Source organism: Limimaricola variabilis (assembly GCF_034371605.1).
Classification (GTDB): Bacteria; Pseudomonadota; Alphaproteobacteria; order Rhodobacterales; family Rhodobacteraceae; genus Limimaricola; species Limimaricola variabilis.
On the sequence record NZ_CP139691.1, the window covers coordinates 2079639 to 2101537 of the forward strand.

General features: G+C 69.1%; 23 protein-coding genes. 15 read left to right on the forward strand and 8 right to left on the reverse strand.

Features of this window, described 5'->3' with window-relative positions; translation table 11 throughout:
• Positions 1–23 precede the first annotated feature (23 nt).
• Genes T8T21_RS10315 through T8T21_RS10335 form a run of 5 tightly spaced genes read left to right on the forward strand, consistent with a single transcriptional unit; the run spans position 24 to position 3672 of the window.
• Positions 24–494 carry a RidA family protein gene (locus T8T21_RS10315; RefSeq protein WP_322335526.1) on the forward strand — a complete coding sequence of 157 codons (471 nt, stop codon included), beginning with the start codon at positions 24–26 and terminating at the stop codon, positions 492–494.
• A complete protein-coding gene (locus tag T8T21_RS10320) occupies positions 491–1267 on the forward strand; it encodes a glycerophosphodiester phosphodiesterase family protein (RefSeq protein WP_322335527.1) in 777 nt (258 codons plus the stop codon). The genes T8T21_RS10315 and T8T21_RS10320 overlap by 4 nt, the downstream gene beginning before the upstream one ends.
• Before the next feature lie 31 nt (positions 1268–1298).
• Positions 1299–2504, forward strand: coding sequence for a GNAT family N-acetyltransferase (locus T8T21_RS10325; RefSeq protein WP_322335528.1), 1206 nt, complete (start codon positions 1299–1301; stop codon positions 2502–2504).
• Positions 2501–2788 carry a 4a-hydroxytetrahydrobiopterin dehydratase gene (locus T8T21_RS10330; RefSeq protein WP_183470562.1) on the forward strand — a complete coding sequence of 96 codons (288 nt, stop codon included), beginning with the start codon at positions 2501–2503 and terminating at the stop codon, positions 2786–2788. The genes T8T21_RS10325 and T8T21_RS10330 overlap by 4 nt, the downstream gene beginning before the upstream one ends.
• Positions 2788–3672: a mechanosensitive ion channel family protein gene (locus T8T21_RS10335; protein WP_183470560.1), complete on the forward strand. Its 885-nt coding sequence runs from the start codon at positions 2788–2790 to the stop codon at positions 3670–3672. The genes T8T21_RS10330 and T8T21_RS10335 overlap by 1 nt, the downstream gene beginning before the upstream one ends.
• A 76-nt stretch (positions 3673–3748) precedes the next feature.
• Here T8T21_RS10335 and T8T21_RS10340 read toward each other — a convergent pair whose 3' ends face one another.
• Positions 3749–4237, reverse strand: coding sequence for a peroxiredoxin (locus T8T21_RS10340; protein WP_322335529.1), 489 nt, complete (start codon positions 4235–4237; stop codon positions 3749–3751).
• 79 nt (positions 4238–4316) lie between these two features.
• Here T8T21_RS10340 and T8T21_RS10345 point away from each other — a divergent pair, with 79 nt between their 5' ends.
• Together T8T21_RS10345 and rsmD are read left to right on the forward strand one after the other, a co-directional pair.
• Entirely contained in the window at positions 4317–5528 is a 1212-nt protein-coding gene (locus tag T8T21_RS10345; RefSeq protein ID WP_322335530.1) for an NAD(P)/FAD-dependent oxidoreductase, read from the forward strand.
• On the forward strand, positions 5525–6100 hold the full coding sequence (gene rsmD / locus T8T21_RS10350; RefSeq protein ID WP_322335531.1) for a 16S rRNA (guanine(966)-N(2))-methyltransferase RsmD: 576 nt from the start codon (positions 5525–5527) through the stop codon (positions 6098–6100). The genes T8T21_RS10345 and rsmD overlap by 4 nt, the downstream gene beginning before the upstream one ends.
• Here the strand turns inward: rsmD and map are convergent.
• Positions 6079–6933 (reverse strand): type I methionyl aminopeptidase, encoded by an 855-nt coding sequence (map, locus tag T8T21_RS10355; RefSeq protein WP_183470552.1) that lies wholly within the window; start codon positions 6931–6933, stop codon positions 6079–6081. The two genes, rsmD and map, sit on opposite strands and share 22 nt — an antisense overlap.
• Positions 6934–7024: 91 nt before the next feature.
• On the opposite strand from map, the gene T8T21_RS10360 reads away from it, so the two are divergent.
• From T8T21_RS10360 to T8T21_RS10370, 3 genes are read left to right on the forward strand one after another with little or no spacing between them, the layout of a single operon-like run.
• Entirely contained in the window at positions 7025–7747 is a 723-nt protein-coding gene (locus tag T8T21_RS10360) for a competence/damage-inducible protein A (protein ID WP_322335532.1), read from the forward strand.
• A complete protein-coding gene (locus tag T8T21_RS10365; protein ID WP_322335533.1) occupies positions 7744–8430 on the forward strand; it encodes a GNAT family N-acetyltransferase in 687 nt (228 codons plus the stop codon). Before T8T21_RS10360 ends, T8T21_RS10365 begins: the two co-directional genes overlap by 4 nt.
• 11 nt (positions 8431–8441) lie before the next feature.
• Complete coding sequence (locus T8T21_RS10370) at positions 8442–9383, forward strand: cation diffusion facilitator family transporter (RefSeq protein ID WP_322335534.1); 942 nt, start codon at positions 8442–8444, stop codon at positions 9381–9383.
• A 65-nt stretch (positions 9384–9448) separates the two neighbouring features.
• Here the strand turns inward: T8T21_RS10370 and T8T21_RS10375 are convergent, their stop codons facing one another.
• The 4 genes from T8T21_RS10375 to ilvD form a co-directional block, all read right to left on the reverse strand.
• Positions 9449–10354: a LysR family transcriptional regulator gene (locus T8T21_RS10375; RefSeq protein ID WP_183470544.1), complete on the reverse strand. Its 906-nt coding sequence runs from the start codon at positions 10352–10354 to the stop codon at positions 9449–9451.
• A gap of 120 nt (positions 10355–10474) precedes the next feature.
• Positions 10475–12490, reverse strand: coding sequence for an NADPH-dependent 2,4-dienoyl-CoA reductase (locus tag T8T21_RS10380; protein ID WP_322335535.1), 2016 nt, complete (start codon positions 12488–12490; stop codon positions 10475–10477).
• Positions 12491–12578: 88 nt separating this feature from the next.
• On the reverse strand, positions 12579–13178 hold the full coding sequence (locus T8T21_RS10385) for a DUF6478 family protein (protein WP_322335536.1): 600 nt from the start codon (positions 13176–13178) through the stop codon (positions 12579–12581).
• Between the two features lie 13 nt (positions 13179–13191).
• Positions 13192–14925 (reverse strand): dihydroxy-acid dehydratase, encoded by a 1734-nt coding sequence (gene ilvD, locus T8T21_RS10390; protein ID WP_322335537.1) that lies wholly within the window; start codon positions 14923–14925, stop codon positions 13192–13194.
• Positions 14926–15116: 191 nt separating this feature from the next.
• Between ilvD and accD the strand changes: the two genes are divergently transcribed.
• Genes accD through T8T21_RS10405 form a run of 3 tightly spaced genes read left to right on the forward strand, consistent with a single transcriptional unit; the run spans position 15117 to position 17919 of the window.
• A complete protein-coding gene (gene accD / locus T8T21_RS10395) occupies positions 15117–16112 on the forward strand; it encodes an acetyl-CoA carboxylase, carboxyltransferase subunit beta (RefSeq protein ID WP_183470536.1) in 996 nt (331 codons plus the stop codon).
• The gene (locus tag T8T21_RS10400; protein ID WP_322335538.1) at positions 16109–17389 is read left to right on the forward strand and encodes a bifunctional folylpolyglutamate synthase/dihydrofolate synthase; all 1281 of its coding nucleotides are present in this window, start codon (positions 16109–16111) and stop codon (positions 17387–17389) included. Before accD ends, T8T21_RS10400 begins: the two co-directional genes overlap by 4 nt.
• Positions 17386–17919, forward strand: a complete 534-nt coding sequence (locus tag T8T21_RS10405; RefSeq protein ID WP_322335539.1) for a hypothetical protein — start codon at positions 17386–17388, stop codon at positions 17917–17919. Before T8T21_RS10400 ends, T8T21_RS10405 begins: the two co-directional genes overlap by 4 nt.
• Positions 17920–18168: 249 nt before the next feature.
• Here T8T21_RS10405 and zapE read toward each other — a convergent pair whose 3' ends face one another.
• Complete coding sequence (zapE, locus tag T8T21_RS10410; RefSeq protein ID WP_322335540.1) at positions 18169–19242, reverse strand: cell division protein ZapE; 1074 nt, start codon at positions 19240–19242, stop codon at positions 18169–18171.
• 65 nt (positions 19243–19307) lie between these two features.
• Here zapE and T8T21_RS10415 point away from each other — a divergent pair, with 65 nt between their 5' ends.
• Together T8T21_RS10415 and T8T21_RS10420 are read left to right on the forward strand one after the other, a co-directional pair.
• On the forward strand, positions 19308–19802 hold the full coding sequence (locus tag T8T21_RS10415; protein WP_322335541.1) for a GNAT family N-acetyltransferase: 495 nt from the start codon (positions 19308–19310) through the stop codon (positions 19800–19802).
• 93 nt (positions 19803–19895) lie between these two features.
• Positions 19896–21134: an MFS transporter gene (locus tag T8T21_RS10420; RefSeq protein ID WP_322335542.1), complete on the forward strand. Its 1239-nt coding sequence runs from the start codon at positions 19896–19898 to the stop codon at positions 21132–21134.
• 7 nt (positions 21135–21141) lie between these two features.
• Here T8T21_RS10420 and T8T21_RS10425 read toward each other — a convergent pair whose 3' ends face one another.
• A complete protein-coding gene (locus T8T21_RS10425; protein ID WP_322335543.1) occupies positions 21142–21789 on the reverse strand; it encodes a YggS family pyridoxal phosphate-dependent enzyme in 648 nt (215 codons plus the stop codon).
• Positions 21790–21899 lie beyond the last annotated feature (110 nt).

The following is a 21899-nucleotide window of genomic DNA, read 5'->3' on the forward strand; positions in this document are numbered from 1 at the left end:
GCAAACAGTCTAAGGGGACGGACATGCTGGATGCGAAGAAGATCGAGGACGGGCTGGTACGGCTGGGGCTGACGCTTCCCGAGGCGCCGAAGCCGGCGGCCAACTACGAACCCTTCGTGATCCATGACGGGCTGCTTTACGTGTCGGGACAGATCTCGGCTGGTCCGGACGGGCTGATCACCGGACGGTTGGGCGAGAACATGGACACCGAGGCGGGTGCCGCCGCCGCGCGCGCCTGTGCGCTCAGCATTCTGGCCCAGGCCCGCGCCGCCTGCGACGGCGATCTCGGCCGGATCGCGCGGCTGGTGAAGCTCACCGGTTTCGTGGCCTCGGAGCCCGGCTATACCGAGCAGCCCAAGGTGATCAACGGCGCCTCCGACCTGATGGTCGAGCTTTTGGGCGAGGCCGGGCGGCACGCGCGCTCGGCGGTCGGTGTCGCGGCGCTGCCGCTGGGCGTGGCGGTCGAGATCGAGGCCGTCTTCGCGCTCGCATGAGCCGGCCCGTCCCCGCCCTGCCGGCGGCCTTCCTCGATCGCCCGATCGCGCATCGCGGCCTGCACGGCGCGGGCCGCCCCGAGAATTCGCTCTCGGCGGTGCGTGCCGCGATCGAGGCGGGCTACGGCATCGAGATCGACATCCGCAGCTCCGCCGATGGCGAGGCGGTGGTCTTCCACGACCAGACGCTGGAGCGGCTCACCGGTGAGAGCGGCCCGGTGGTGGCGCGCAATGCCGAGGCGCTGCGCGGCATCGGATTGTCCGGCAGCGACGACCGGATCCCGACCTTGGCCGAGGTGCTCGACCTTGTCGCGGGCCGGGTGCCGCTGCTGATCGAGATCAAGGACCACGACGACACGCTCGGCCCCAATGTCGGCGCGGTCGAGGCCGCCGCCGCCCGCGCGCTCGACGGCTATGCGGGTCCGGTCGCGGTGATGTCGTTCAATCCGCATTCGGTCTCCGAGATGGCCCGCCTCGCCCCGGAGCTGCCGCGCGGCCTCGTCACCTGCGACTTCGATCCGGCCGACTGGCCCGACCTGCCCCCACGCCTCGCCGACCGGCTGCGCGGGATTCCCGATTACGACAATCTCGGCGCTAGCTTCGTCAGCCACGACGCGGGTGATCTGGACACGCCGCGCGTCGCGGAACTCAAGGCGCAGGGCGCCAAGATCCTGTGCTGGACCGTCCGCTCGCCCGAGGCCGAGACGGCAGCGCGTCGCGTTGCCGACAACGTGACCTTCGAAGGCTACCTGCCGGGGCCTGCCGCAGCTTGACCCCGGCCGCGCCGGGCCCAACTCTGCGGCCATGAGCCAGACAGAGACGGACCCCGGCGCGGTGGTCGAGATCACCGCGCATGCCAGCCTGCGCGACATTCCCGCGGCCCAGTGGGATGGCTGCGCCGCCCCCGAGGCTGCCCATGGCGGCCGCCCGCGCGACCCCTTCACCACCCATCGCTTCCTCTCGGCGCTCGAACAGAGCGGCTCGGTCGGGCCGGGCACGGGCTGGCAGCCGCATTACCTCGCGGCCCGGCGGGATGGCGAGCTGATCGCCTGCGCCCCGCTCTATGCCAAGGGGCACAGCCAGGGAGAATACGTCTTCGATCATGCCTGGGCCGACGCCTATGAGCGCGCCGGCGGGCGCTACTATCCCAAGCTGCAGATCGCCGTGCCCTTCACGCCGGTGACGGGGCGGCGGTTCCTGACCCGCCCCGGCTTCGAGGCGGACGGCATGGCGGCGCTGGTGCAGGGCGCGGTGCAGCTGGCGTCGAACAACGAGATCTCCTCCCTGCATACCACTTTCTGCACCGAAGCCGAAGCCGAGGCGGGCGAGGCGATGGGGCTGATGCGCCGCACCGGGCAGCAGTTCCACTGGATCGACGAGGGCTATGGCGATTTCGCGGGCTTTCTCGCCGCGCTCAGCTCGCGCAAGCGCAAGACCATCCGCAAGGAACGCGAGGGCGCGCAGGCGGCTGGGCTGACCATAGAGTACCTGACCGGTGACGATCTGAAGCCGCATCACTGGGACGCGGTCTGGGCGTTCTATCAGGATACCGGGCGCCGCAAATGGGGATCGCCCTACCTTACCCGCGCCTTCTTCGAGATCGCGCACGAGACCCTGCGCGATGACATGCTGCTGATCCTGGCCTCGGACGAGGACCGGCCCGTGGCCGGCGCGCTGAACCTGATCGGGCGCGACACGCTCTTCGGCCGCTACTGGGGCGCGCTCGATCATCACCCCTTTCTGCATTTCGAGCTATGCTACTATCGCGCCATCGATTGGGCGCTCGCGCATGGGCTGCCCCGCGTCGAGGCGGGCGCGCAGGGCGAGCACAAGCTGGCGCGCGGATACCTGCCGGTGGCGACGCAGTCGCTGCACTGGATCGCGGATGCGGGCTTTCGCGATGCGGTGGCGCGCTATCTCGAGGCCGAGCGGGCCGCGGTGGACGAGGAGATCGAGGTGCTGACCGGCTACGGGCCGTTCCGGCGCACACGCATGGAGGACCAGGAATGACCGAGAGGCTCGACGAGGCGGGGCGCAAGACCCTCAAGGCCGCCGGCTGGCAGGCCGAGCCCGACCGCGACGCGGTGACCAAGACGTTCCGATTCTCAAGCTTTGTTGAAGCTTTCGGCTTCATGACTCGCTGCGCTCTCTGGGCCGAGAAGTTGAATCATCATCCCGAATGGTCCAACAGCTACCGCACCGTGACCGTCACGCTCACCACCCATGATGCGGACGGCCTGACCGAGCTGGATGCGAAGCTCGCGTCGAAGATGGACAAGCTGGCGGAGACCTGATGCAAGATTTTCTCAACACCGAGCTGTGGTCTGGCACCACGGTGGGCAGCCTGCTCACGCTCGAATTCCTCACCGCGATCCTGGGCGGGGCGCTGAGCGCGCTCTTCGTGCTCACCACCGGCTTCGTCATCGCCGGCTGGCTGTCGCGCCGGATCAAGGGGCTGGCCTCGCGTCATTCCAAGCTCGACCAGACGCTGTTCGACTTCCTGTCCAACATCGTCTGGTACGCGGTGGTGGGCTTCTCGGCGCTGATCGTGCTCAACACGCTGGGCGTCCGGACCACCTCGGTCGTGGCCGTCATCGGTGCCGCCGGTCTCGCCGTCGGCCTCGCGCTGCAGGGCACGCTGTCGAACGTCGCGGCGGGCGTGATGATCGTGCTGTTCCGGCCCTTCAAGCTCGGTGACTTCGTCGTCATCAATGGCCAGATGGGCACGGTGAAGTCGATCTCGCTCAACTACATCGAGCTGGCGGATTTGCAGAACCTGCAGATCATCGTCCCCAACAGCCAGGTCTGGGGCAACACCATCGTCAGCTACTCGGCCAACCCGACGCGGCGCGTGCAATGGGTGTTCGGCGTCTCCTACGGCTCCAACCTCGCCCAGGCCGAGAAGGTCATCATGGACACGATCATGGCCGACCCGCGCGCCATGAAGGACCCCGAGCCCTTCATCCAGGTGAGCAATCTTGGCGATTTCTCGGTCGATTTCACGGTCCGCGTCTGGTGTGCGAACTCCGATGCCTGGGGCTTCCAGACCGACTGCACCCGCAGGGTCAAGGAAGCGCTGGACGAGGCCGGAATCGAGATCCCCTTCCCGACCCGGACGCTCTACGCCAACAAGCTCGCGGACGAGGACGGGGACGAGGCACGCCACGCCGCCGAATGAGAGGGGCGCCACGCCGCGACAGGCACAGTATCGGATCGATGAAAGGGGGGCCGCGCGCCCCCCTTTCGCATCGGGCTCAGAGCGCCTCGACCATGCTTTCACCGCCCGAAATATCGCAGGTGCCGGTCCCTTCCTCGGGATGCCAGACCTTGACCACCCCGTCCTCGGCCATCAGCGCGAAACGCTTGCAGCGGCGGATGAATCCGCGGTCGGGGTTGGAGAACTCCATCCCGATCGCCGAGACCCACTCGCAGCCCGGATCGCCCAACAGGGTGATTCCCGCCTCCGCCGCGCCGGTGGTCTCGCCCCAAGCCCTCATCACGAAGGGATCGTTGACCGCGATGCAGAGCACCTCGTCCACGCCCTTGGCGCGCAGCGCCTCCATCGAGCGGATGAAGCTCGGCACATGGGCGGTCGAGCACAGCCCCGTATAGGCGCCCGGCAAGCCGAAGATCACCACGCGGCGCCCCGCGAGGATTTCCTCCAGCGCCACCTTCTCGGGGCCCTCGGCCCCCATCCGCATCAGATTCGCCCCCGGCAGCCTGTCGCCCACACCGATCGTCATCGCCCTCTTCCCTTTCGCGATTGCGGTCGGGGTTCAGCGATATAGGTTGCCGCGGGTCAGCGGAAGAAGGAGCGCGCCCATGTCCCATGTCGTCGTGATCGGAGCCGGCCAGGCGGGCTCCTCCCTCGTGGGCAAGCTGCGCGCCGAAGGTTTCGACGGGCGGATCACCCTGGTCGGCGCCGAAACCGCGCCTCCCTACCAGCGCCCGCCCCTCTCCAAGGCCTATCTGCTGGGGCAGATGGACAAGGAGCGGCTCTTCCTGCGGCCGCAGGCTTGGTATGGCGAGCACGGCATCGACCTGCGGCTCGGCGCCACGGCCACCGGTCTCGATCTCGCTGCGCACGAGGTGACGCTCTCGGATGGCGAGACGCTCGGCTACGACCGGCTGGCACTGTGCACCGGCGCCCATCCGCGCCGCCTGCCCGCCGAGGTCGGAGGCGATCTCGCCGGGGTCTACACGATGCGCGATCTCGCCGATGCCGACGCGCTGGCGCCTGAGCTGGTGGAAGGACGCCGGCTGCTCGTGGTCGGTGGCGGCTATATCGGCCTCGAGGCCGCGGCAGTGGCTGCCAAGCGCGGGCTGAAGGTCACGGTGATCGAACAGGCCGCGCGCATCCTGGCGCGGGTCGCCGCGCCGGAAACGGCTGCCTATTTCCGCGACCTGCATGCCAGCCACGGGGTCGAGATCTGCGAGGGCTGCGGCCTCGACCGGCTGCTGGGCGAGGACCGCGTGACCGGGGCCCGGCTGTCGGACGGCACCGAGATCGCCTGCGACTTCGCCATCGTCGGCGTCGGCGTGGCGCCGGGCACGGCGCTGGCCGAGCCCGCGGGCCTCGCCATCGAGAACGGCATCCGCTGCGACATCCACTGCCGGACCTCGGACGAGAACGTCTGGGCCGCCGGCGACTGCGCCTCGCTGTTGTGGGGCGACATGCGGATCCGGCTGGAGAGCGTCGGCAACGCCATCGACATGGCCGAGACGGCGGCGCTCAACATCATCGGACGCGGGGTCGAGTATCGGCCCCGCCCGTGGTTCTGGTCCGACCAGTACGACGTGAAGCTGCAGATCGCCGGGCTGAACGCCGGCTGGGACGCGGTGCATGTCCGCCCCGGCGAGACGCACGCGCAGGCGTCGCACTGGTATTATCGGGGCGACAAGCTCATCGCCGTGGACGCGATGAACGACAGCCGCGCCTACATGGTCGGCAAGCGCCTGATCGAGGGGGGCAAATCGCCCGATCCCGCGCATGCGACCGATCCCGCCACCGAACTCAAGTCGTTGCTGAAATGAGGATCATCGCCGGCAGCCATCGCGGGATCGCGCTCGCGGCCCTGGGCAAGGGCGACGCGGGCGCGCATCTGCGCCCGACCGCCGACCGGGTGCGCGAGAGCCTGTTCAGCGCGCTGATGGGCGGCCGCTACGGCGACCCGATCGAAGGGGCACATGTGCTCGACCTCTTCGCGGGCACCGGCGCGCTCGGGCTCGAGGCGCTGTCGCGCGGCGCGGCGCGGGTCACGGCGGTCGATGACGGGCGGGTGGCCGGTCGGCTGATCCGCGAGAACATCGCGAAGATGCGCGTGGCCGACCGGGTGACGCATCTGAAATGCGACGCAACCCGCCTGCCCGCCGCGACGGAGCCCGCCAGCCTCGTCTTTCTCGACCCGCCCTATGGCAAGGGTCTGGGCGAACGGGCGCTGGCTTCGGCGCTGGCGCAGGGATGGATCGCGCCGGGCGCGCTGATCGTCTGGGAAGAGAGCGCGCCGCAGCCCGCGCCCGAGGGGTTCGACCCCCTCGACACGCGTCGCTACGGCGACACCCATGTCACGCTGCTGGAGCGGTCTCAGATATCCCAGGTGGGATGAAACCGGTCGGCGGGCGACAGGGTGAAGATCTCGTTGCCCTGCGCGGTAATGCCGATCGAATGCTCGAACTGCGCCGAGAGCGACTTGTCGCGGGTCACGGCGGTCCAGTCGTCGCCCAGCACCTTGGTCTCGGGGCGGCCCAGATTCACCATCGGCTCGATGGTGAAGAACATCCCCTCCTCCAGCACCGGCCCGGTGCCGGGGCGGCCGTAATGCAGCACGTTGGGCGGCGCGTGGAACACCCGGCCCAGCCCGTGGCCGCAGAAGTCGCGCACCACCGACATGCGATTCTCTTCGACATAGCTCTGGATCGCGTGGCCGATGTCGCCGAAGGTGTTGCCCGGCTTCGCCGCGTCGATGCCGCGCATCAGCGCGTCATGGGTGACCTGGATCAACCGCTCCGCCTTGCGGCCGAGCTTGCCGGCCACGTACATCCGGCTGGTATCGCCGTACCAGCCATCGACGATGACGGTGACGTCGACATTGAGGATGTCGCCGTCCTTGAGCTTCTTGTCGCCGGGAATGCCGTGGCACACCACGTGGTTGACCGAGATGCAGCTGGCGTGCTGGTAGCCCTTGTAGCCGATCGTCGCGCTCTTGGCTCCGGCCTGCTCGATCAGGTCGGTGATGAGGCGGTCGATCTCCGAGGTCCGCTGGCCCGGCACCACGTGCTCGGCGATATCGTCGAGGATCGTCGCGGCCAGCCGGCCGGCACGGTTCATCCCCGCGAAATCCGCGAGATCGTGGATTCGGATGCCGTCACGCGTGAGGCGGCCCTTGCGTTCGTCGGCTACGGTCTCGTCCAATGTCGTCCCCTTTGCTCTGTCGCCCATGAAATAGGGCCTATCGACCGCGGAATCCACCCGCCTGCGTGGAAATGGGCCCCGCCGCGCCCTATACCTTGAGCCAGCCAAGGAGTGCCGCATGACCAACCCCACCGCCGCCATGCTCGTCATCGGGGACGAGATCCTCTCCGGCCGCACCCGCGACAGCAACCTGAACCACCTTGCCAAGGAGTTGACGCTGCGCGGCATCGACCTGCGCGAGGCGCGGGTGGTGGCCGACGATCACGACGCCATCGTCGGGGCGGTGCGGGCGCTTTCGACCGCGCATGACCACCTGTTCACCTCGGGCGGGATCGGGCCGACCCATGACGACATCACCGCCCCTGCCGTCGCCGCCGCCTTCGGTCTCGAGGCGGGGGTGCGTGACGACGCGCGCGCCATCCTCGCCGCGCATTACGAGGCGCGCGGGGTCGAGCTGAACGCCGCGCGGCTGCGGATGGCGCGAATCCCCGAAGGCGCCACGCTGATCGACAACCCGGTCAGCGCCGCGCCGGGCTTCAGCCTCGAGAACGTGCATGTCATGGCCGGCGTGCCGCGGATCTTCGAGGCAATGCTGGCGGGGCTCCTGCCGCGCATCCCCGGCGGCAAGCCGGTCCTGTCGCAGAGCCTGCGGATCGAGCGCGGCGAAGGCGACGTGGCCGAGGCGCTTTCCGCGCTGGCGGCCGCGCATCCCGGCCTCGCCATCGGCTCCTATCCCTTCACCGAGAACGGCGTGTCCGGCACCAACATCGTGGTGCGCGGCGCCGACGGCGCGGAGGTCGAAGCCGCGCTGGTGGAGCTTTCCGCGCAATTTCCGGCATGACGCCCGGCGCCGCCTATGCGGCGCTCGCCGCCACATGGCCCGCAGCTGCAACCCGCGACCTCGGTCCGGCCCGGCTGCGCGACGGGGCCGGCGGTGGCAGCCGGGTCTCGGCGGCGACGTTCGAGGCGCCGTGGTGCCCGGGCGACATCACCGCCGCCGAAACCGCGATGCGCGCGGAAGGCCGGGCACCGCTGTTCATGCTGCGCCGAGGCGAGGAGGCGCTGGACGCGGAGCTGGCGGCACGCGGCTACGAGGTGATGGACCCGACGCTGATCCTCGCCGCGCCGCTCGCGATGCTGGCAAGCTGCTTGCACGCGACAAGCTGGCCGCCCGACCCCGCGCAGCGGGCGCTCTGGGCGTCAGGCGGGATCGGCCCCGAACGGCTGGCGGTGATGGAACGCGCGCCCTCTCCCAAGGCGGTGCTGCGCCTCGCGGATGGCTGCGCCTTCGTGGCGGTACATGCCGGCACGGCAATGCTGCACGCGCTCGAGGTGGCACCGCAAGCGCGGCGGCGTGGGACCGGCCGGGCGCTGATGGGGATGGCGGCGGGCTGGGCGCGAGAGGCAGGGGCGCACATGCTCGCGCTGGCGGTGACGCAGGCCAACACCCCGGCGCGCGCGCTCTACGAACAACTCGGATTCGCGGAGATCACCTCTTATCATTACCGTCGCGCAAGAGGCTGAACGGAGACGTCATGGCATTGCATCATCACGGGCACGGTCACGGCCACGGGCATGGCCATCATCATGTCGATCTGGAATCGGGCGACCGCCGGGTCGCGGGGGCGATCGCGGTCAATCTCGCGCTGACGCTGGCACAGATCGTCGGAGGCCTCGTCTCTGGCAGCCTCGCGCTGATCGCGGACGCGCTGCACAACCTGTCCGACGCGATGTCGCTCATCATCGCCTTCGCCGCCCGCAAGATCGCGCGCCGGCCGGCGGATGCGGAAATGACCTTCGGCTATGGCCGGGCCGAGGTGGTGGCGGCGCTGGTCAATTACACCACGCTGATCCTGATCGGGCTCTATCTCGGCTACGAGGCGATCGCGCGGCTTTTTGCGCCCGAGCCGGTGGCGGGCTGGATCATGGTCTGGATCGCGGGGCTGGCGCTGGTCGTCGATCTCGTGACGGCGGCGCTGACCTATTCGATGTCGAAGGACAGCGTGAACATCCGGGCGGCCTTCCTGCACAATCTCGCCGATGCGCTGGGCTCGGTCGCGGTGATCGTCGCGGGCGTCGCGGTGCTGGTCTTCGGCTGGGCATGGGTGGACCCGGTGGTGACGCTCGGCATCGCCGGCTACATCCTGTGGATGTCGTTGGCGCAGATCGGCGGGGTGATCCGGATCCTGATGCTCGGTGCGCCGCCGGATCTCGATACCCGCGCCGTGCTCGGCCATCTGCGCGAGGTCGAGGGCGTCGCCTCGGTCCATCACGTTCATCTGTGGCAGATGCAGGAGAACGAACCCGCGCTCGACGCCCATGTCGCGGTGCATGAGGGGCGCTGGTCCGAGGCCGACGCGATCAAGTCGCGGATCAAGCGCTCGCTGAGCGAGCGCTTCGGCATCGGCCATGTCACGCTCGAGATGGAATGCGCGGCGCATGCCTGCCAGGGGGCCGAGGCGATCGGCCACGGATGAGAAAAGACGGCCCCCCGAAGGGGGCCGCGAGTGTCGAAAGCGGCGGGCAGGCGCCGCTTTCGCGGCTACCAGTGATCCGGGCCCTTCTCGGCGAAGGCCTGAACCAGGAAATCGATGAAGGCGCGCACCTTGGGCTGGGTGAAGCGGCCCGGCGGATAGACCGCGTAGATGCCCTGCGTCTCGGCCGGGAGGTTCGGGATCGCCTCCTCCACCAGCCCTTTCCTGAGCGCGTCGGCATAGAGGAAGGACGGCAGGTAGGCGATGCCCAGCCCGCCGATACAGGCGTTGAGCAGCGACTGCCCGTCATTGACGGTGAGCCAGCCGGCGGTGCGGACCTGCCGCTTTTCGCCCGAGGGCGCAGTCAGCTTCCACACCGCGCCGTTGGCGGCGTTGGAGTAGTGCAGCAGCTTGTGCTCGTTGAGATCGTCGATCCGCTGGGGCCGGCCGTATTTCTGGAAGTAGCCCGGCGCCGCGATCATCTTCTTGGTGGTTTCGGTCAACTTGCGGGCGCGCAGCGTGCTGTCCTCCAGCTCGCCGATCCGCACCGCCATGTCGAAACCTTCGGAGATCAGCTCCACGAAGCGGTTGTTGAGCACCATGTTGACGGTGATGTCGGGGAATTCCTGCAGGAAATCACCGAGCACCGGGCTCAGATGATTGACGCCGAAATCCGTGGCGACCGAGATCCGGAGCAGCCCCGAAGGGGCCGATTGCATCGAGGTGACGAGCGCGTCGGCCTCGCCCGCATCGTTGAGCACGCGCCGCGCCCGATCGTAATAGGCCAGGCCGATCTCCGTCGGGCTGACGCGCCGGGTGGTGCGGTTGAGCAGCCGCGCCCCCAACCGCGCCTCGAGCGAGGACACGTGCTTGGACACGGCGGATTTGGAGATCCCCATCTTGCGGGCCGCGTCGGTGAACCCGCCTTGGTCCACCACCGTGGCAAAGGCTTCCATCTCTGTCAGCCGGTCCATGCCCGCCCTCCACGCTCATCATTGATCCGAGCTTCTGTGTGACGCCGGATTCGGGCATGATTGGGTCAGGCGCCTGACAATAAAGCGGTTTGCCACGGACCGATGCGCCTGCGGAAACAGCTAGAGCCGCGCCGCCAAACGCGTGCCCTGATCGATCGCGCGCTTTGCATCAAGCTCGGCCGCGACCTCGGCGCCGCCGATCACATGCGTCTCCACCCCGCGCGCGGCCAGCGCGTCGGCCGGGCCGCGCACGCTTTCCTGTCCGGCGCAGAGCACGACGGTATCGGCCTCGATCAGCCGCGGCCCCTCGGGCGTCGTGACGTGCAGCCCCTGCGCATCGATCCGGTCATAGGTCACCCCGCCGAGCATCTCGACCGCGCGCATCTGCAGCCCGGCCCGGTGCACCCAGCCGGTCGTCTTACCGAGCCGCTTACCCAGCTTCTCGGCCTTGCGCTGCAACAGCGTGATCCGACGGATCGCAGGCTCGGGGCGCGGCCCGTCGGGGGCCAGCCCGCCGCGCGCTTCCCACGGCGTGGTGACGCCCCATTCGGCGCGCCAGGCAGCGGTGTCCAGCGTGCTGCTGTCGCCGGTCACGAGATACTCGGCCACGTCGAAGCCGATGCCGCCCGCCCCGACCACCGCGACGCGCGGACCTGCCTGGGCACGGCCCGAGAGCAGATCGGCATAGGAGATCACGTTCGGCCCCTCCTGCCCCGGGATGCCGGGATCGCGCGGCCGGACGCCGGTGGCGATCACCACCGCGTCGAAGCCCGCGAGATCCTCCGCCTCGGGCGCCTGCCCCAGCCGCAGCTCGACCGCGCTGGCCGCAACCTCGGCCTCGAACCAGTCGAGCAGGCCGCGAAACTCCTCCTTGCCCGGAATCGCGGCGGCGTAGTGAAGCTGGCCGCCGATCCGCTCCGATGCCTCGAACAAGGTCACCGCGTGGCCACGCTCCGCCGCCGCCAGCGCCGTGGCGAGGCCGGCGGGACCGGCGCCAACCACCGCGACGCGGCGCGGGCTCTCCGTCGGGGCCAGCACCAATTCGGTTTCGTGGCAGGCGCGCGGGTTGACGAGGCAGCTCGTCAGCTTGCCCGAGAAGGTGTGGTCGAGGCAGGCCTGGTTGCAGGCGATGCAGGGCGCGATCCGCGCCGCCTCCCCCCGCGCCGCCTTGGCCACGAAATCCGGGTCGGCGAGGAAGGGCCGCGCCATGGAGATCATGTCGGCCTGCCCCGAAGCGAGGATGCGCTCGCCCATCTCGGGGGTATTGATCCGGTTCGAGGCGATCACCGGCACCGATACCTCGGGGCGCAACCGCGCGGTCAGGTCCGCGAAGGCGGCGCGTGGTACCGAGGTCACGATGGTCGGCACCCGCGCCTCGTGCCAGCCGATCCCGGTGTTGAGCACGTCGGCCCCGGCCTCGGTCACCGCCCGTGCGAGCGCCACGACCTCGGACCAGTCCTGCCCCTCGGGCACCAGATCGATGAGCGAAATGCGGTAGATCAACAGCCGTTCGGGGCCCAGCGCGGCACGGACGCGGCGCACCACCTCGACCGGCAGGCGCATCCGGTTCTCCAGGCTGCCGCCCCAGCGATCCTCGCGGCGATTGGTGCGCGGCGCGAGGAACTGGTTGAGGAAATACCCCTCCGACCCCATCACCTCAACGCCATCATAACCTGCCTCCACGGACCGCGCGGCGGCGGTGGCGATATCAGCAATCTGCTTCTCGATGCCCTCCTCGTCGAGCGCGGTAGGAGTGAAGGCGCTGATCGGCGCGCGGATCGTCGACGGCGCGACGCAGTGCTTGGAATAGGCGTAGCGTCCAGCATGCAGAATCTGCATCGCGATGCGCCCGCCTTCGGCATGCACCGCGCGCGTGACGCGGGCGTGATTGGCGATGTCATCCTCGGTGAACAGCCCTGCCGCGCCGGGATAGACCCCGCCTTCGCGGTTCGGCGCCATGCCCCCCGTCACGATCATCCCCGCCCCGCCGCGGGCGCGTGCGGCATAAAAGGCGGCGACCCGGTCCCAATCGCCGGTCTCCTCCAGCCCGGTATGCATCGAGCCCATCAGGACCCGATTGGGCAGGGTCACGGGGCCGAGCGTGATCGGCGACAGAAGCTGCGGGTATCGGGACATTCGGGCCTCCTTCTCGGCGGCCAGATTGTCCAGACTTGACGCGCACGTCACCCCCGACGCGACGTCAGCCTGGAGCGACCGCGCCACGTCAGAACTGCGCCCGGAACCTCCGGGCGATCACGAGGTCATTGATCGCGATCACCGAGGGCAGCGGCGCCTCGAAGATCAGGTCGATCCATCCCGCCTCGACGCGGCCGGGATCGGTTTCGAGTGCCCAGAGGTCGAACTCGGTGCCGGTGGGCCCGGTCTCGGGCAGGCCGCGCAGCATCTTCTCGAGATTCGGCCCCTGTCGCAGGTTGAGCCGGGCAAAGGCGCGCGGCAGGCCGGCCGCACCGAAATCGACATCGATCCCGAGCAGGTGGTGCCGGTCCAGCCCCTCGATGAAGGGCTGCGGCAAGGCGATGGCGAGGCTCAGAAACCCGCCATCGAAGCCCTCTTGACGCAGCTCCAGCGGATGCGGCCGTTCCGCGTGAGCGGGGCCGGAGGACAGCGTGACCGCGCCGGAGGCGGCGTCATGGAACAGCCGCACGCCCTCGGCGAGATCGGCGCCATTGCCGGGCGAGGCGGGCAGGCCACCATCGACCCAAGGAGCCGGACGCCAGGCCCGGTCGGCGCCGGGCAGGCGCGGCGTCGAGAGGCTCGACGCCGCAGCCTCTGGGGTCGGGCGGCGGCGCCCGATCAGACGCATCCGCCCTGCCCCGTCACTGGTCCATGTAGACGTGGCTTTCGCCCTCGGCACCGGGATGGGTCACTGCGCCCTTGCGGGCCGAGCCCACAAGCTGCGCGTATTTCCACAGCGCGCCGGCGGTGTAGTCGTTGGTGCGCGGGCCTTTCCACGCGCCCTTGCGCTCGGCCAGCTCGGCATCCGACAGGTCGACCGAGATCTCGCCCTTGATGGCGTCGATGGTGATCATGTCGCCGGTCTTCAGGAGCGCGATCGGCCCGCCATGCGCAGCTTCGGGGCCGACATGGCCCACACAGAAGCCGCGCGTCGCGCCCGAGAAGCGGCCGTCGGTGATCAGCGCGACCTTCTTGCCCATGCCCTGCCCCGAGAGTGCGGCGGTGGTCGAGAGCATCTCGCGCATGCCGGGGCCGCCTGCGGGGCCTTCGTTGCGGATGACGATCACGTCGCCCTCGGCGTATTCGCGCTTGCGCACCGCCTCGAAGGCCTCCTCTTCACATTCAAAGACGCGCGCCGGGCCGGTGAAGACCTGGTCCTCAGCGGCCATGCCCGCGACCTTCACGATCGCGCCGTCGGGGGCGAGGTTGCCCTTGAGGCCCACCACGCCGCCGGTGGGCGTGATCGGCTTCGCCACGGTGTGGATCACACGGCCGTCCGCCTCGCGGTCGATCCGGTCGAGCTCTTCGCCCAGCGAGCGGCCCGAAGCGGTGATGCAGTCCTCGTGGAGAAGCTTGGCCTTGCGCAGTTCCTTCATCACCACCGGCACGCCGCCAGCCTCGTGCAGGTCCTTGGCAACGTATTCGCCGCCCGGACGCAGGTTCACGAAATAGGGCGTGTCGCGGAAGATGTCGCAGATATCGAGCAAGTCGAAATCGATCCCGGCCTCATGCGCGATGGCCGGCAGGTGCAGGCCGGCATTGGTCGAACCGCCGGTGCAGGCAACGACCCGCGCCGCGTTCTCGAGGCTCTGTTGGGTGACGATGTCGCGCGCGCGGATGTTCTTCTCGATCAGATGCATCACCGCCTGGCCGGAGAAATCGCCATACTGGTCGCGGCTCTCATAGGGCGCCGGCGCACCAGAGGAGTTGAGCAGCGCGAGGCCGATCGCCTCCGAGACGCAGGCCATGGTGTTGGCGGTGTACTGGCCGCCACAGGCGCCAGCCGAGGGACAGGCCACGCGCTCGAGGATCGCCAGTTCGGCGTCGGTCATGTTGCCGGCCGCGTGCTGACCCACGGCCTCGAACACGTCCTGGACCACGACGTCCTTGCCGTTGAGCTTGCCCGGCAGGATCGACCCGCCATAGATGAACACCGACGGCACGTTCAGGCGGACCATCGCCATCATCATGCCCGGCAGCGACTTGTCGCAGCCCGCGAGGCCCACCAGCGCGTCGTAGCAATGGCCGCGCATGGTCAGCTCGACCGTGTCGGCGATCGCGTCGCGCGAGGCGAGCGAGGAGCGCATGCCCTCATGGCCCATGGCGATGCCGTCGGTGACGGTAATGGTGGTGAATTCGCGCGGCGTGCCGCCGGCCTTCTTCACGCCCATCTTCACCGACTGCGCCTGTCGGTTGAGGGCGATGTTGCAGGGGGCGGCCTCGTTCCAGCAGGTGGCGACGCCGACCCAAGGCTGGTGGATCTCCTCCTCGGAGATGCCCATGGCATAGAAGTAGCTCCGGTGCGGCGCGCGCTCGGGCCCTTCGGTCACGTGGCGGCTGGGCAGTTTCGTCTTGTCGAAACGGGCGTTCTGCATGGGGCTGTCCCTTCCCGGAGTTGGCTGGGGGCAAGGGATAGTCGCCCCCTCTCCCGACGGCAAGGCGGCTCGCGACCTAGGCCTGCGCCATTCGCGCCCAAGGTGGAGACAGCCGGCCCCTCGGTCCGAATTGCAATCCGCCGCGCCGGGGCGTATCCCCGACACCGACCCGACGCGCCCGGAGCAGCAAGATGAACTGGATTTCCAACTACGTCCGTCCGCGGATCAACTCGATCTTCTCGCGCCGCGAGGTGCCCGAGAACCTGTGGACCAAGTGCGACGAATGCGGGACGATGCTGTTCCACCGCGAGTTGGCCGACAATCTCAACGTCTGCACCAATTGCGGGCACCACATGGCGATCACCCCGCGCGAGCGTTTCAAGGCGCTGTTCGACGGCGGCGTGTTCTCCGAGGTCAAGGTGCCCGAGCCGATCGCCGATCCGCTCAACTTCCGCGACCAGAAGAAATACGTCGACCGGATCAAGGAAGCCCGCCGCAAGACCTCCGAGAAGGAGGCGATGCTGGTAGCCGAGGGCGAGATCGGTCGCACCAAGATCGTCGCCGCCGGGCAGGACTTCTCCTTCATGGCCGGCTCCATGGGCATGTATGTCGGCAACGCGATCATCGCGGCGGCCGAGCGAGCGGTGAAGCTGAAGTGCCCGCTGGTGCTGTTCTCCGCCGCCGGTGGCGCGCGGATGCAGGAGGGGATCCTGTCGCTGATGCAGATGCCGCGGACGACGGTCGCGGTCGAGATGCTGAAAGAGGCCGGCCTGCCCTATATCGTGGTGCTGACCCATCCCACCACGGGCGGCGTCACCGCCTCCTACGCGATGCTGGGTGACGTGCAGATCGCCGAGCCGAACGCGCTGATCTGCTTCGCCGGTCCACGGGTGATCGAGCAGACGATCCGCGAAAAGCTTCCCGAGGGATTCCAGCGTGCGGAGTACCTGCTCGACCACGGCATGCTCGACCGCGTGACGCCGCGCGGCAAGCTGCGCGACGAGCTGATCGGCATCACCCGCATGCTGATGGGGATGGAGCCCGCGGTGATGGGCGACCTGCCCGCCCCCGCGACGCCGGAGCCGGCGGCGGCCAAGGAGGCCGTGGCCACCAAGGGTGAGAAGGCCGAGACCCCGGCCGCCCAGCCCGCCCCTGCCGCGCCCAAGGCGGAGACGCCCAAGAAATGAGCGCCGGGGCCGGCTCCGACGCGATCCTCGCGCGGATGATGACGCTGCACCCCAAGGTCATTGATTTGACCCTCGACCGGGTGTGGCGGCTTCTCGCGGCGCTGGATCACCCGGAGCGGCGGCTGCCATCGGTCATCCATCTCGCGGGCACCAACGGCAAGGGCTCGACCCAGGCGATGATCCGGGCCGGGCTCGAGGCTTCGGGCGACAGGGTCCACGCCTATACCTCGCCGCATCTGGCGCGTTTCCACGAGCGCATCCGGCTGGCGGGCACGCTGATTTCCGAAGAGGCGCTGACCGCGCTGCTCGACCGGACCCATGCCGCCAACGGCCCCGACCCGATCACCTATTTCGAGATCACCACCGCAGCGGCGCTGTTGGCCTTTGCCGAGACGCCGGCCGAGTGGACCTTGCTGGAGACCGGCCTCGGCGGCCGTCTCGACGCCACCAACGTGGTCGAGCGCCCGGCGCTCACGGTGATCACGCCGATCGACCTAGACCACCAGCAATATCTGGGCGAGACGCTGCCGGAGATCGCGGGCGAGAAGGCCGGCATCCTCAAGCGTGGGGTGCCCTGCGTGGTCGCCCCTCAGCACGAGGCGGCGCTCGAGGTGATCGAGGCGCGCGCCGCGCGGCTCGGCGTGCCGCTGATGGCGCATGGCCAGCACTGGCACGTCACCACCGAGGCCGGGCGGCTGATCTATCAGGACGAGCGCGGCCTGCTGGACCTGCCGCTGCCGCGGCTGATGGGACCTCACCAGATCGTCAACGCCGGCACCGCGATCGCCGCGCTCCGCGCGTTGGGCCGGGACGACGCGGCGGCGGAGGCCGCGCTGACGCGCGCCGAATGGCCGGCCCGGATGCAGAGGCTGCGGCATGGCCCGTTGGTCGATCTGGCGGGTGAGGCCGAGCTCTGGCTCGATGGCGGGCACAACCCGGCGGCGGGCGAAGCTTTGGCCCGGACCTTGGCGGCGATGCCGGACCGGCCCGTGCACCTGATCTGCGGCATGCTCAACACCAAGGATATCGCGGGCTACCTGCGGCCGCTTGCAGGCGTGGCGCAAAGCCTGAGCGCCGTCTCGATCCCCGGAGAGGCGAACACCATTCCGGCCGCCGAGACCGCGCGGGCGGCACGCTCCGCTGGTTTCACAGCGGTGGAGGAGGCTTCCGACGTCGCGGCGGCCGTGGAAGCGATCACCCGCGACGGCACCCGGCCCCGCATCCTGATCTGCGGCTCGCTCTACCTCGCGGGCCACGTTCTGCGCGAAAACGGATGAGACTCTGGCCGGCGCTCTTCGCGGCGCTGGCAGCCGCTCCGGCGCAGGCGGTCGAGCTGCAGTTCTGCTGGCGCGGCGCGGCGGGCTACAGCATGACTGGGCTGATGCGCTTTCCCGATGCGCTGCGCGACGCCGCGCTGGTGACGCAGGACGACATCACCGCCTTCGAGATCACCGGCTGGCGGCATGGCGAGCGGCTCGGCCACTGGAGTCTCGAGGCGCTCGGCCCGGACACCTCGTGGCTGCTGAGCTTCGATCCGATCGCCATGCGATTCCCGATGACCGGCATCGGCGTGTTCCAGGCCTGGAACGCCGGCGGGGCGGTCGATGACTGCGGCGCGCCGGGATTCGGCTTCAACGCTGGCAATGGTGGGCAGGATGTCTGCGTAGATGGCCGATTCGTCACCGAATCGACGATTCCCTGGGAGACGCCGCTCTACGCCGGAACCACGCCCGTCACACCCGCTTGCGACGGCGCGCCGATGCTGTCCGGGAGGCACCCCCTCCGCACGCCGCCAGCGCCTGCCTGACAAGGCTCGCAGGTACCTGCGCATCGCCCGAGGGGCGAAAGCGACCTCGTAACCGTCGGTTTATGACGTCACGAAACTTCGCGCCGTGGTTGACCGGAGGGGCCCCTAGCGGAATGCTTGGCAACAGGGGGACGACACGACCAAGGCGGCAGCAAGACCGCGACTTCGGTAGGTGGGCAGGCGACAGTCCAAAGGGGGGTCCGGGGAAACGGCCCCCCTTTTATTTCGGGCCAAGCGCCTGTTTCCCGCTCAGCTTCGTCCCCAGCCCTCGGCCTGCATCTCCTCGAGACGACTCGCCGTCCGCTCGAACTCGAAGCTGCCCTCGCCCTCGACATAGAGATAGGCCGGCGCGGCGGAGGCGGAGGCGACGAGCCGGGTCTTGGCCTCGTAGAGCGCGTCGATCAGCGTCACGAAGCGTCGCGCCTCGTTGAAGTTGGAACGCGACAGGCGCGGGATGCCGTCGATCATCAGAATCTTCACCGCCCCGGCCAGCGCGAGGTAGTCTGCCGCCCCCAGCGGGCGGCCGCACAGCTCGTGGAAACCGGCGCGGGCGATTCCGTTGCGGTATTCCGGCACCGTCACGTCACGCCCCGAGACGCGCAGGACCAGCGGCTCCCCCCCCGCCCCGCCGGTGAGGTCCGCCCAGATCGCGTCGAGCTTGGCGCGCGCGCCCGAATCATTGGGCATGATCCAGCTTTCCGATCCCTTGAGCCGCCCCTGACGGTGATCGGTCGCGCTTGCCAGCTCCAGCACTTCCATCCGCGCCTTCAGCGTCTCGATGAACGGCAAAAAGAGCTGCCGGTTCAGCCCGTCCTTGTAGAGATCGTCAGGCACCCGGTTCGAAGTGGTGACGATGGTGACGCCCTGCTCGAACAGCTTCTCGAACAGCCGCCCCACGATCATCGCGTCGGTGATGTCGGTGATCTGCATCTCGTCGAAGGCGAGGAAGCGCAGCTCGCCTGCCAGCCCCTCGGCCACCGGAGCAATGGCGTCGTCGACCCCGCGCGCGCGGGCCTTGTTCATGTCGGCATGCACCCGCTGCATGAAGGCGTGGAAATGCCAGCGCGCCTTGGGCAGGTCGATCTCGTCGAACAGCAGATCCATCAGCATCGACTTGCCGCGCCCCACCCCGCCCCAGAGGTAGAGGCCCTTCACCGGCTCGGGCGCTTTCGGCTTGCGGAACCAGCCGCCGCGCTGCGGCTCGGGTTGCCGCGCGAGATCGCGCGCCACACGGTCGAGCGCGGGCAGCACCGCCTCCTGCGCCGGATCCGGTTTCAGCGCGCCCTGCTCGATGCGCGCACGATAGGCTTCTTCGATGCTCATGGTGAGGCGACATAGCCGCAGCCTCGCGCATTGCAAAGCCACGGCACGATCCGCAGGGTCGGGCCATGGAAATTCGACCTGCCCTGCCCGACGACGTACCCAAACTGGCCGATCTGCACGTGACCTGCTGGGCCGAAACCTATCCCGGCCTCGTGCCCGCCGAGGAAATCGCCCGCTTCGACCGCAACATGCGTCTGCGCCAATGGGGGCAGCAGATCGCCCGAGGGACCAGCCGCATCGTGATCGCGCCCGGTACGGGGTTTGCCCAGCTGGGCCCGCAGCGCGAGGCGGCGCTGGCGGCGCGCGGCTTCAAGGAGGAGCTTTACGCCCTCTACCTCACCCGCGCGGCGCAGGGGTGCGGACTCGGACGCGCGCTCTTCGCCGCGGCCCTCGGTCCCGCCCCCGGCCCGCTCTCGGCGATGGTGCTGGGCGGGAACGACCGTGCCTGCCGATTCTACGAGACAACGGGCGCGCGTCTGGCCGAGCGCCGCCCCGAACGGATCGGAGAGGCAAGGATTATCGACCTGCTCTACCTGTGGGACGCGGCGCCCGCTCTCTGACGGGAACGGGCCCCTTTGAATATCGAGCCAACCGGCCGCTACATGCGCACGGCATGGATTGACAGCAACGCGCAGCGGCGGCCTAGATCGCGCATGACCCGCCAGCCCCTCTTCACCCCCGTCCTGATCGCCGGTTGCCTCATCGTGATGGCGGGCTTCGCCATCCGTGCGAGCTTTGGCGTGTTCCAGATTCCCATCGCCGAGGAGTTCGGCTGGCCGCGCGCCGAGTTCAGCCTCGCCATCGCGATTCAGAACCTCGCCTGGGGCATCGGCCAGCCGCTTTTCGCGGCGATGGCCGAGAAGGTCGGCGACCGAAAGGCGATCGTGCTGGGGGCGCTGGCCTATGCGACGGGGCTGATCCTGTCGGCCGGTGCGACCCTGCCGATCCAGCACCAGCTGCTGGAGATCCTCGTGGGATTCGGCATCGCCGGCACCGGCTTTGGGGTGATCCTCGCCGTGGTGGGCCGCGCCGCCTCGGACGACAATCGCTCGATGGCGCTGGCGGTGGCGACGGCGGCGGGTTCGGCGGGACAGGTCTTTGGCGCGCCGATGGCCGAGATCCTGCTGGGCTACATGAGCTGGCAGTCGGTGTTCATCGTCTTCGCCGGGCTGATCCTCGCGACGCTGCTGACCTTGCCGATGATGCGCTCTCCGGCACCCGCCTCCACCGCCGAGCTGCAGGAAAGCATGGCTCGGGTGCTGGGGCGCGCCGTGCGCGACCCCTCCTACGCCCTGATTTTTCTGGGCTTTTTCTCCTGCGGCTACCAGCTCGCCTTCATCACCGCGCATTTCCCGGCCTTCGTGACCGAGATCTGCGCGCCGATCGCTGCAGGTGGCGTGCTGGCCTCGCTGGGCATCACGACGACCGCAGGCCTGGGCGCGGTGGCGATCTCGCTGATCGGGCTTGCCAACATCGCCGGCACGATCGCGGCGGGCTGGGCCGGCAAGCGCTACAGCCGGAAATACCTGCTGGCCGGAATCTATACCGGCCGGACGTTGACGGCGGCGTGGTTCATCCTGACGCCGATGACGCCCGCGACTGTGCTGATCTTCTCGGGCGTGATGGGCAGCCTGTGGCTCGCCACCGTGCCGCTGACGAGCGGGCTGGTCGCCCATCTCTACGGGCTGCGCTACATGGGCACGCTCTACGGCATCGTGTTCTTCAGCCACCAGCTCGGCAGCTTCATGGGCGTTTGGTTGGGCGGCCGGATGTACGACATCTACGGCAATTACGAGGCGGTCTGGTGGGTCGGCGTCGGCGTCGGCGCGCTCTCGGCAATCGTGCATCTGCCGATCCGCGAGCGCCGCCCCCCGATCGCCGCCCCCGCCTGACGCCGCTCTAGTCGCGCGCGCCGAAGATCGCGGAGCCCACCCGCACATGGGTGGCGCCGCGCGCGATGGCGGCCTCGAAATCGCCGCTCATTCCCATCGACAGCCCCCCCAACCCGTTGCGCGCGGCCATCTCGCGCAGCATGTCGAAATGCGGCGCCGGATCTTCCTCGGCGGGCGGAATGCACATCAGCCCGACCACCGGCAGGTCGAGATCGCGGCACCGCGCCACGAAACCATCCGCCTCGGCCGGCAGCACCCCGGCCTTCTGCGGCTCCTCGCCGGTGTTGACCTGCACAAAGAGGTCCGGACAGGCACCGCGCTCCTGCGCCAGCCGCGCTAGCGTCTCCGCCAGCTTGGGCCGGTCGAGCGAATGGATGGCGGTGGCAATCTCCATGGCTGCGCGCGCCTTGTTGGTCTGCAACGGCCCGATGATATGGATCTCGACGCCCGGGAAACGCGGTGCCAATGCGCCCCAGCGTTTCTGCGCCTCCTGCACCCGGTTCTCGCCGAAGACCCGCTGACCGGCCTCAAGCACCGGTAGAACGTGCGACTCAGGCTGCATCTTGGAGACGGCGACGAGGGTGACATCGGCCGGGTCGCGTCCCGCTTCACGAGCGGTTTCGGCGATGCGGCGGCGGATCGTGTCGAGCGACATGGGCATCTCCTGCAGGGGTCCGGGGTTCCCCTGCCATCTGTGTGACCCCGATGCATCAATTTTCTGGCGGGGCCTCGACTTGGGGCCAAACTCCTTGAGTGTGAACGCCC

Bases quoted from the DNA above. Each gene is read 5' to 3' on its own strand.
- T8T21_RS10315 (WP_322335526.1), top strand. From the start codon at position 24: ATGCTGGATGCGAAGAAGATCGAGGACGGGCTGGTACGGCTGGGGCTG.
- T8T21_RS10320 (WP_322335527.1), top strand. From the start codon at position 491: ATGAGCCGGCCCGTCCCCGCCCTGCCGGCGGCCTTCCTCGATCGCCCG.
- T8T21_RS10325 (WP_322335528.1), top strand. From the start codon at position 1,299: ATGAGCCAGACAGAGACGGACCCCGGCGCGGTGGTCGAGATCACCGCG.
- T8T21_RS10330 (WP_183470562.1), top strand. From the start codon at position 2,501: ATGACCGAGAGGCTCGACGAGGCGGGGCGCAAGACCCTCAAGGCCGCC.
- T8T21_RS10335 (WP_183470560.1), top strand. From the start codon at position 2,788: ATGCAAGATTTTCTCAACACCGAGCTGTGGTCTGGCACCACGGTGGGC.
- T8T21_RS10340 (WP_322335529.1), bottom strand. From the start codon at position 4,237: ATGACGATCGGTGTGGGCGACAGGCTGCCGGGGGCGAATCTGATGCGG.
- T8T21_RS10345 (WP_322335530.1), top strand. From the start codon at position 4,317: ATGTCCCATGTCGTCGTGATCGGAGCCGGCCAGGCGGGCTCCTCCCTC.
- rsmD (WP_322335531.1), top strand. From the start codon at position 5,525: ATGAGGATCATCGCCGGCAGCCATCGCGGGATCGCGCTCGCGGCCCTG.
- map (WP_183470552.1), bottom strand. From the start codon at position 6,933: ATGGGCGACAGAGCAAAGGGGACGACATTGGACGAGACCGTAGCCGAC.
- T8T21_RS10360 (WP_322335532.1), top strand. From the start codon at position 7,025: ATGACCAACCCCACCGCCGCCATGCTCGTCATCGGGGACGAGATCCTC.
- T8T21_RS10365 (WP_322335533.1), top strand. From the start codon at position 7,744: ATGACGCCCGGCGCCGCCTATGCGGCGCTCGCCGCCACATGGCCCGCA.
- T8T21_RS10370 (WP_322335534.1), top strand. From the start codon at position 8,442: ATGGCATTGCATCATCACGGGCACGGTCACGGCCACGGGCATGGCCAT.
- T8T21_RS10375 (WP_183470544.1), bottom strand. From the start codon at position 10,354: ATGGACCGGCTGACAGAGATGGAAGCCTTTGCCACGGTGGTGGACCAA.
- T8T21_RS10380 (WP_322335535.1), bottom strand. From the start codon at position 12,490: ATGTCCCGATACCCGCAGCTTCTGTCGCCGATCACGCTCGGCCCCGTG.
- T8T21_RS10385 (WP_322335536.1), bottom strand. From the start codon at position 13,178: ATGCGTCTGATCGGGCGCCGCCGCCCGACCCCAGAGGCTGCGGCGTCG.
- ilvD (WP_322335537.1), bottom strand. From the start codon at position 14,925: ATGCAGAACGCCCGTTTCGACAAGACGAAACTGCCCAGCCGCCACGTG.
- accD (WP_183470536.1), top strand. From the start codon at position 15,117: ATGAACTGGATTTCCAACTACGTCCGTCCGCGGATCAACTCGATCTTC.
- T8T21_RS10400 (WP_322335538.1), top strand. From the start codon at position 16,109: ATGAGCGCCGGGGCCGGCTCCGACGCGATCCTCGCGCGGATGATGACG.
- T8T21_RS10405 (WP_322335539.1), top strand. From the start codon at position 17,386: ATGAGACTCTGGCCGGCGCTCTTCGCGGCGCTGGCAGCCGCTCCGGCG.
- zapE (WP_322335540.1), bottom strand. From the start codon at position 19,242: ATGAGCATCGAAGAAGCCTATCGTGCGCGCATCGAGCAGGGCGCGCTG.
- T8T21_RS10415 (WP_322335541.1), top strand. From the start codon at position 19,308: ATGGAAATTCGACCTGCCCTGCCCGACGACGTACCCAAACTGGCCGAT.
- T8T21_RS10420 (WP_322335542.1), top strand. From the start codon at position 19,896: ATGACCCGCCAGCCCCTCTTCACCCCCGTCCTGATCGCCGGTTGCCTC.
- T8T21_RS10425 (WP_322335543.1), bottom strand. From the start codon at position 21,789: ATGTCGCTCGACACGATCCGCCGCCGCATCGCCGAAACCGCTCGTGAA.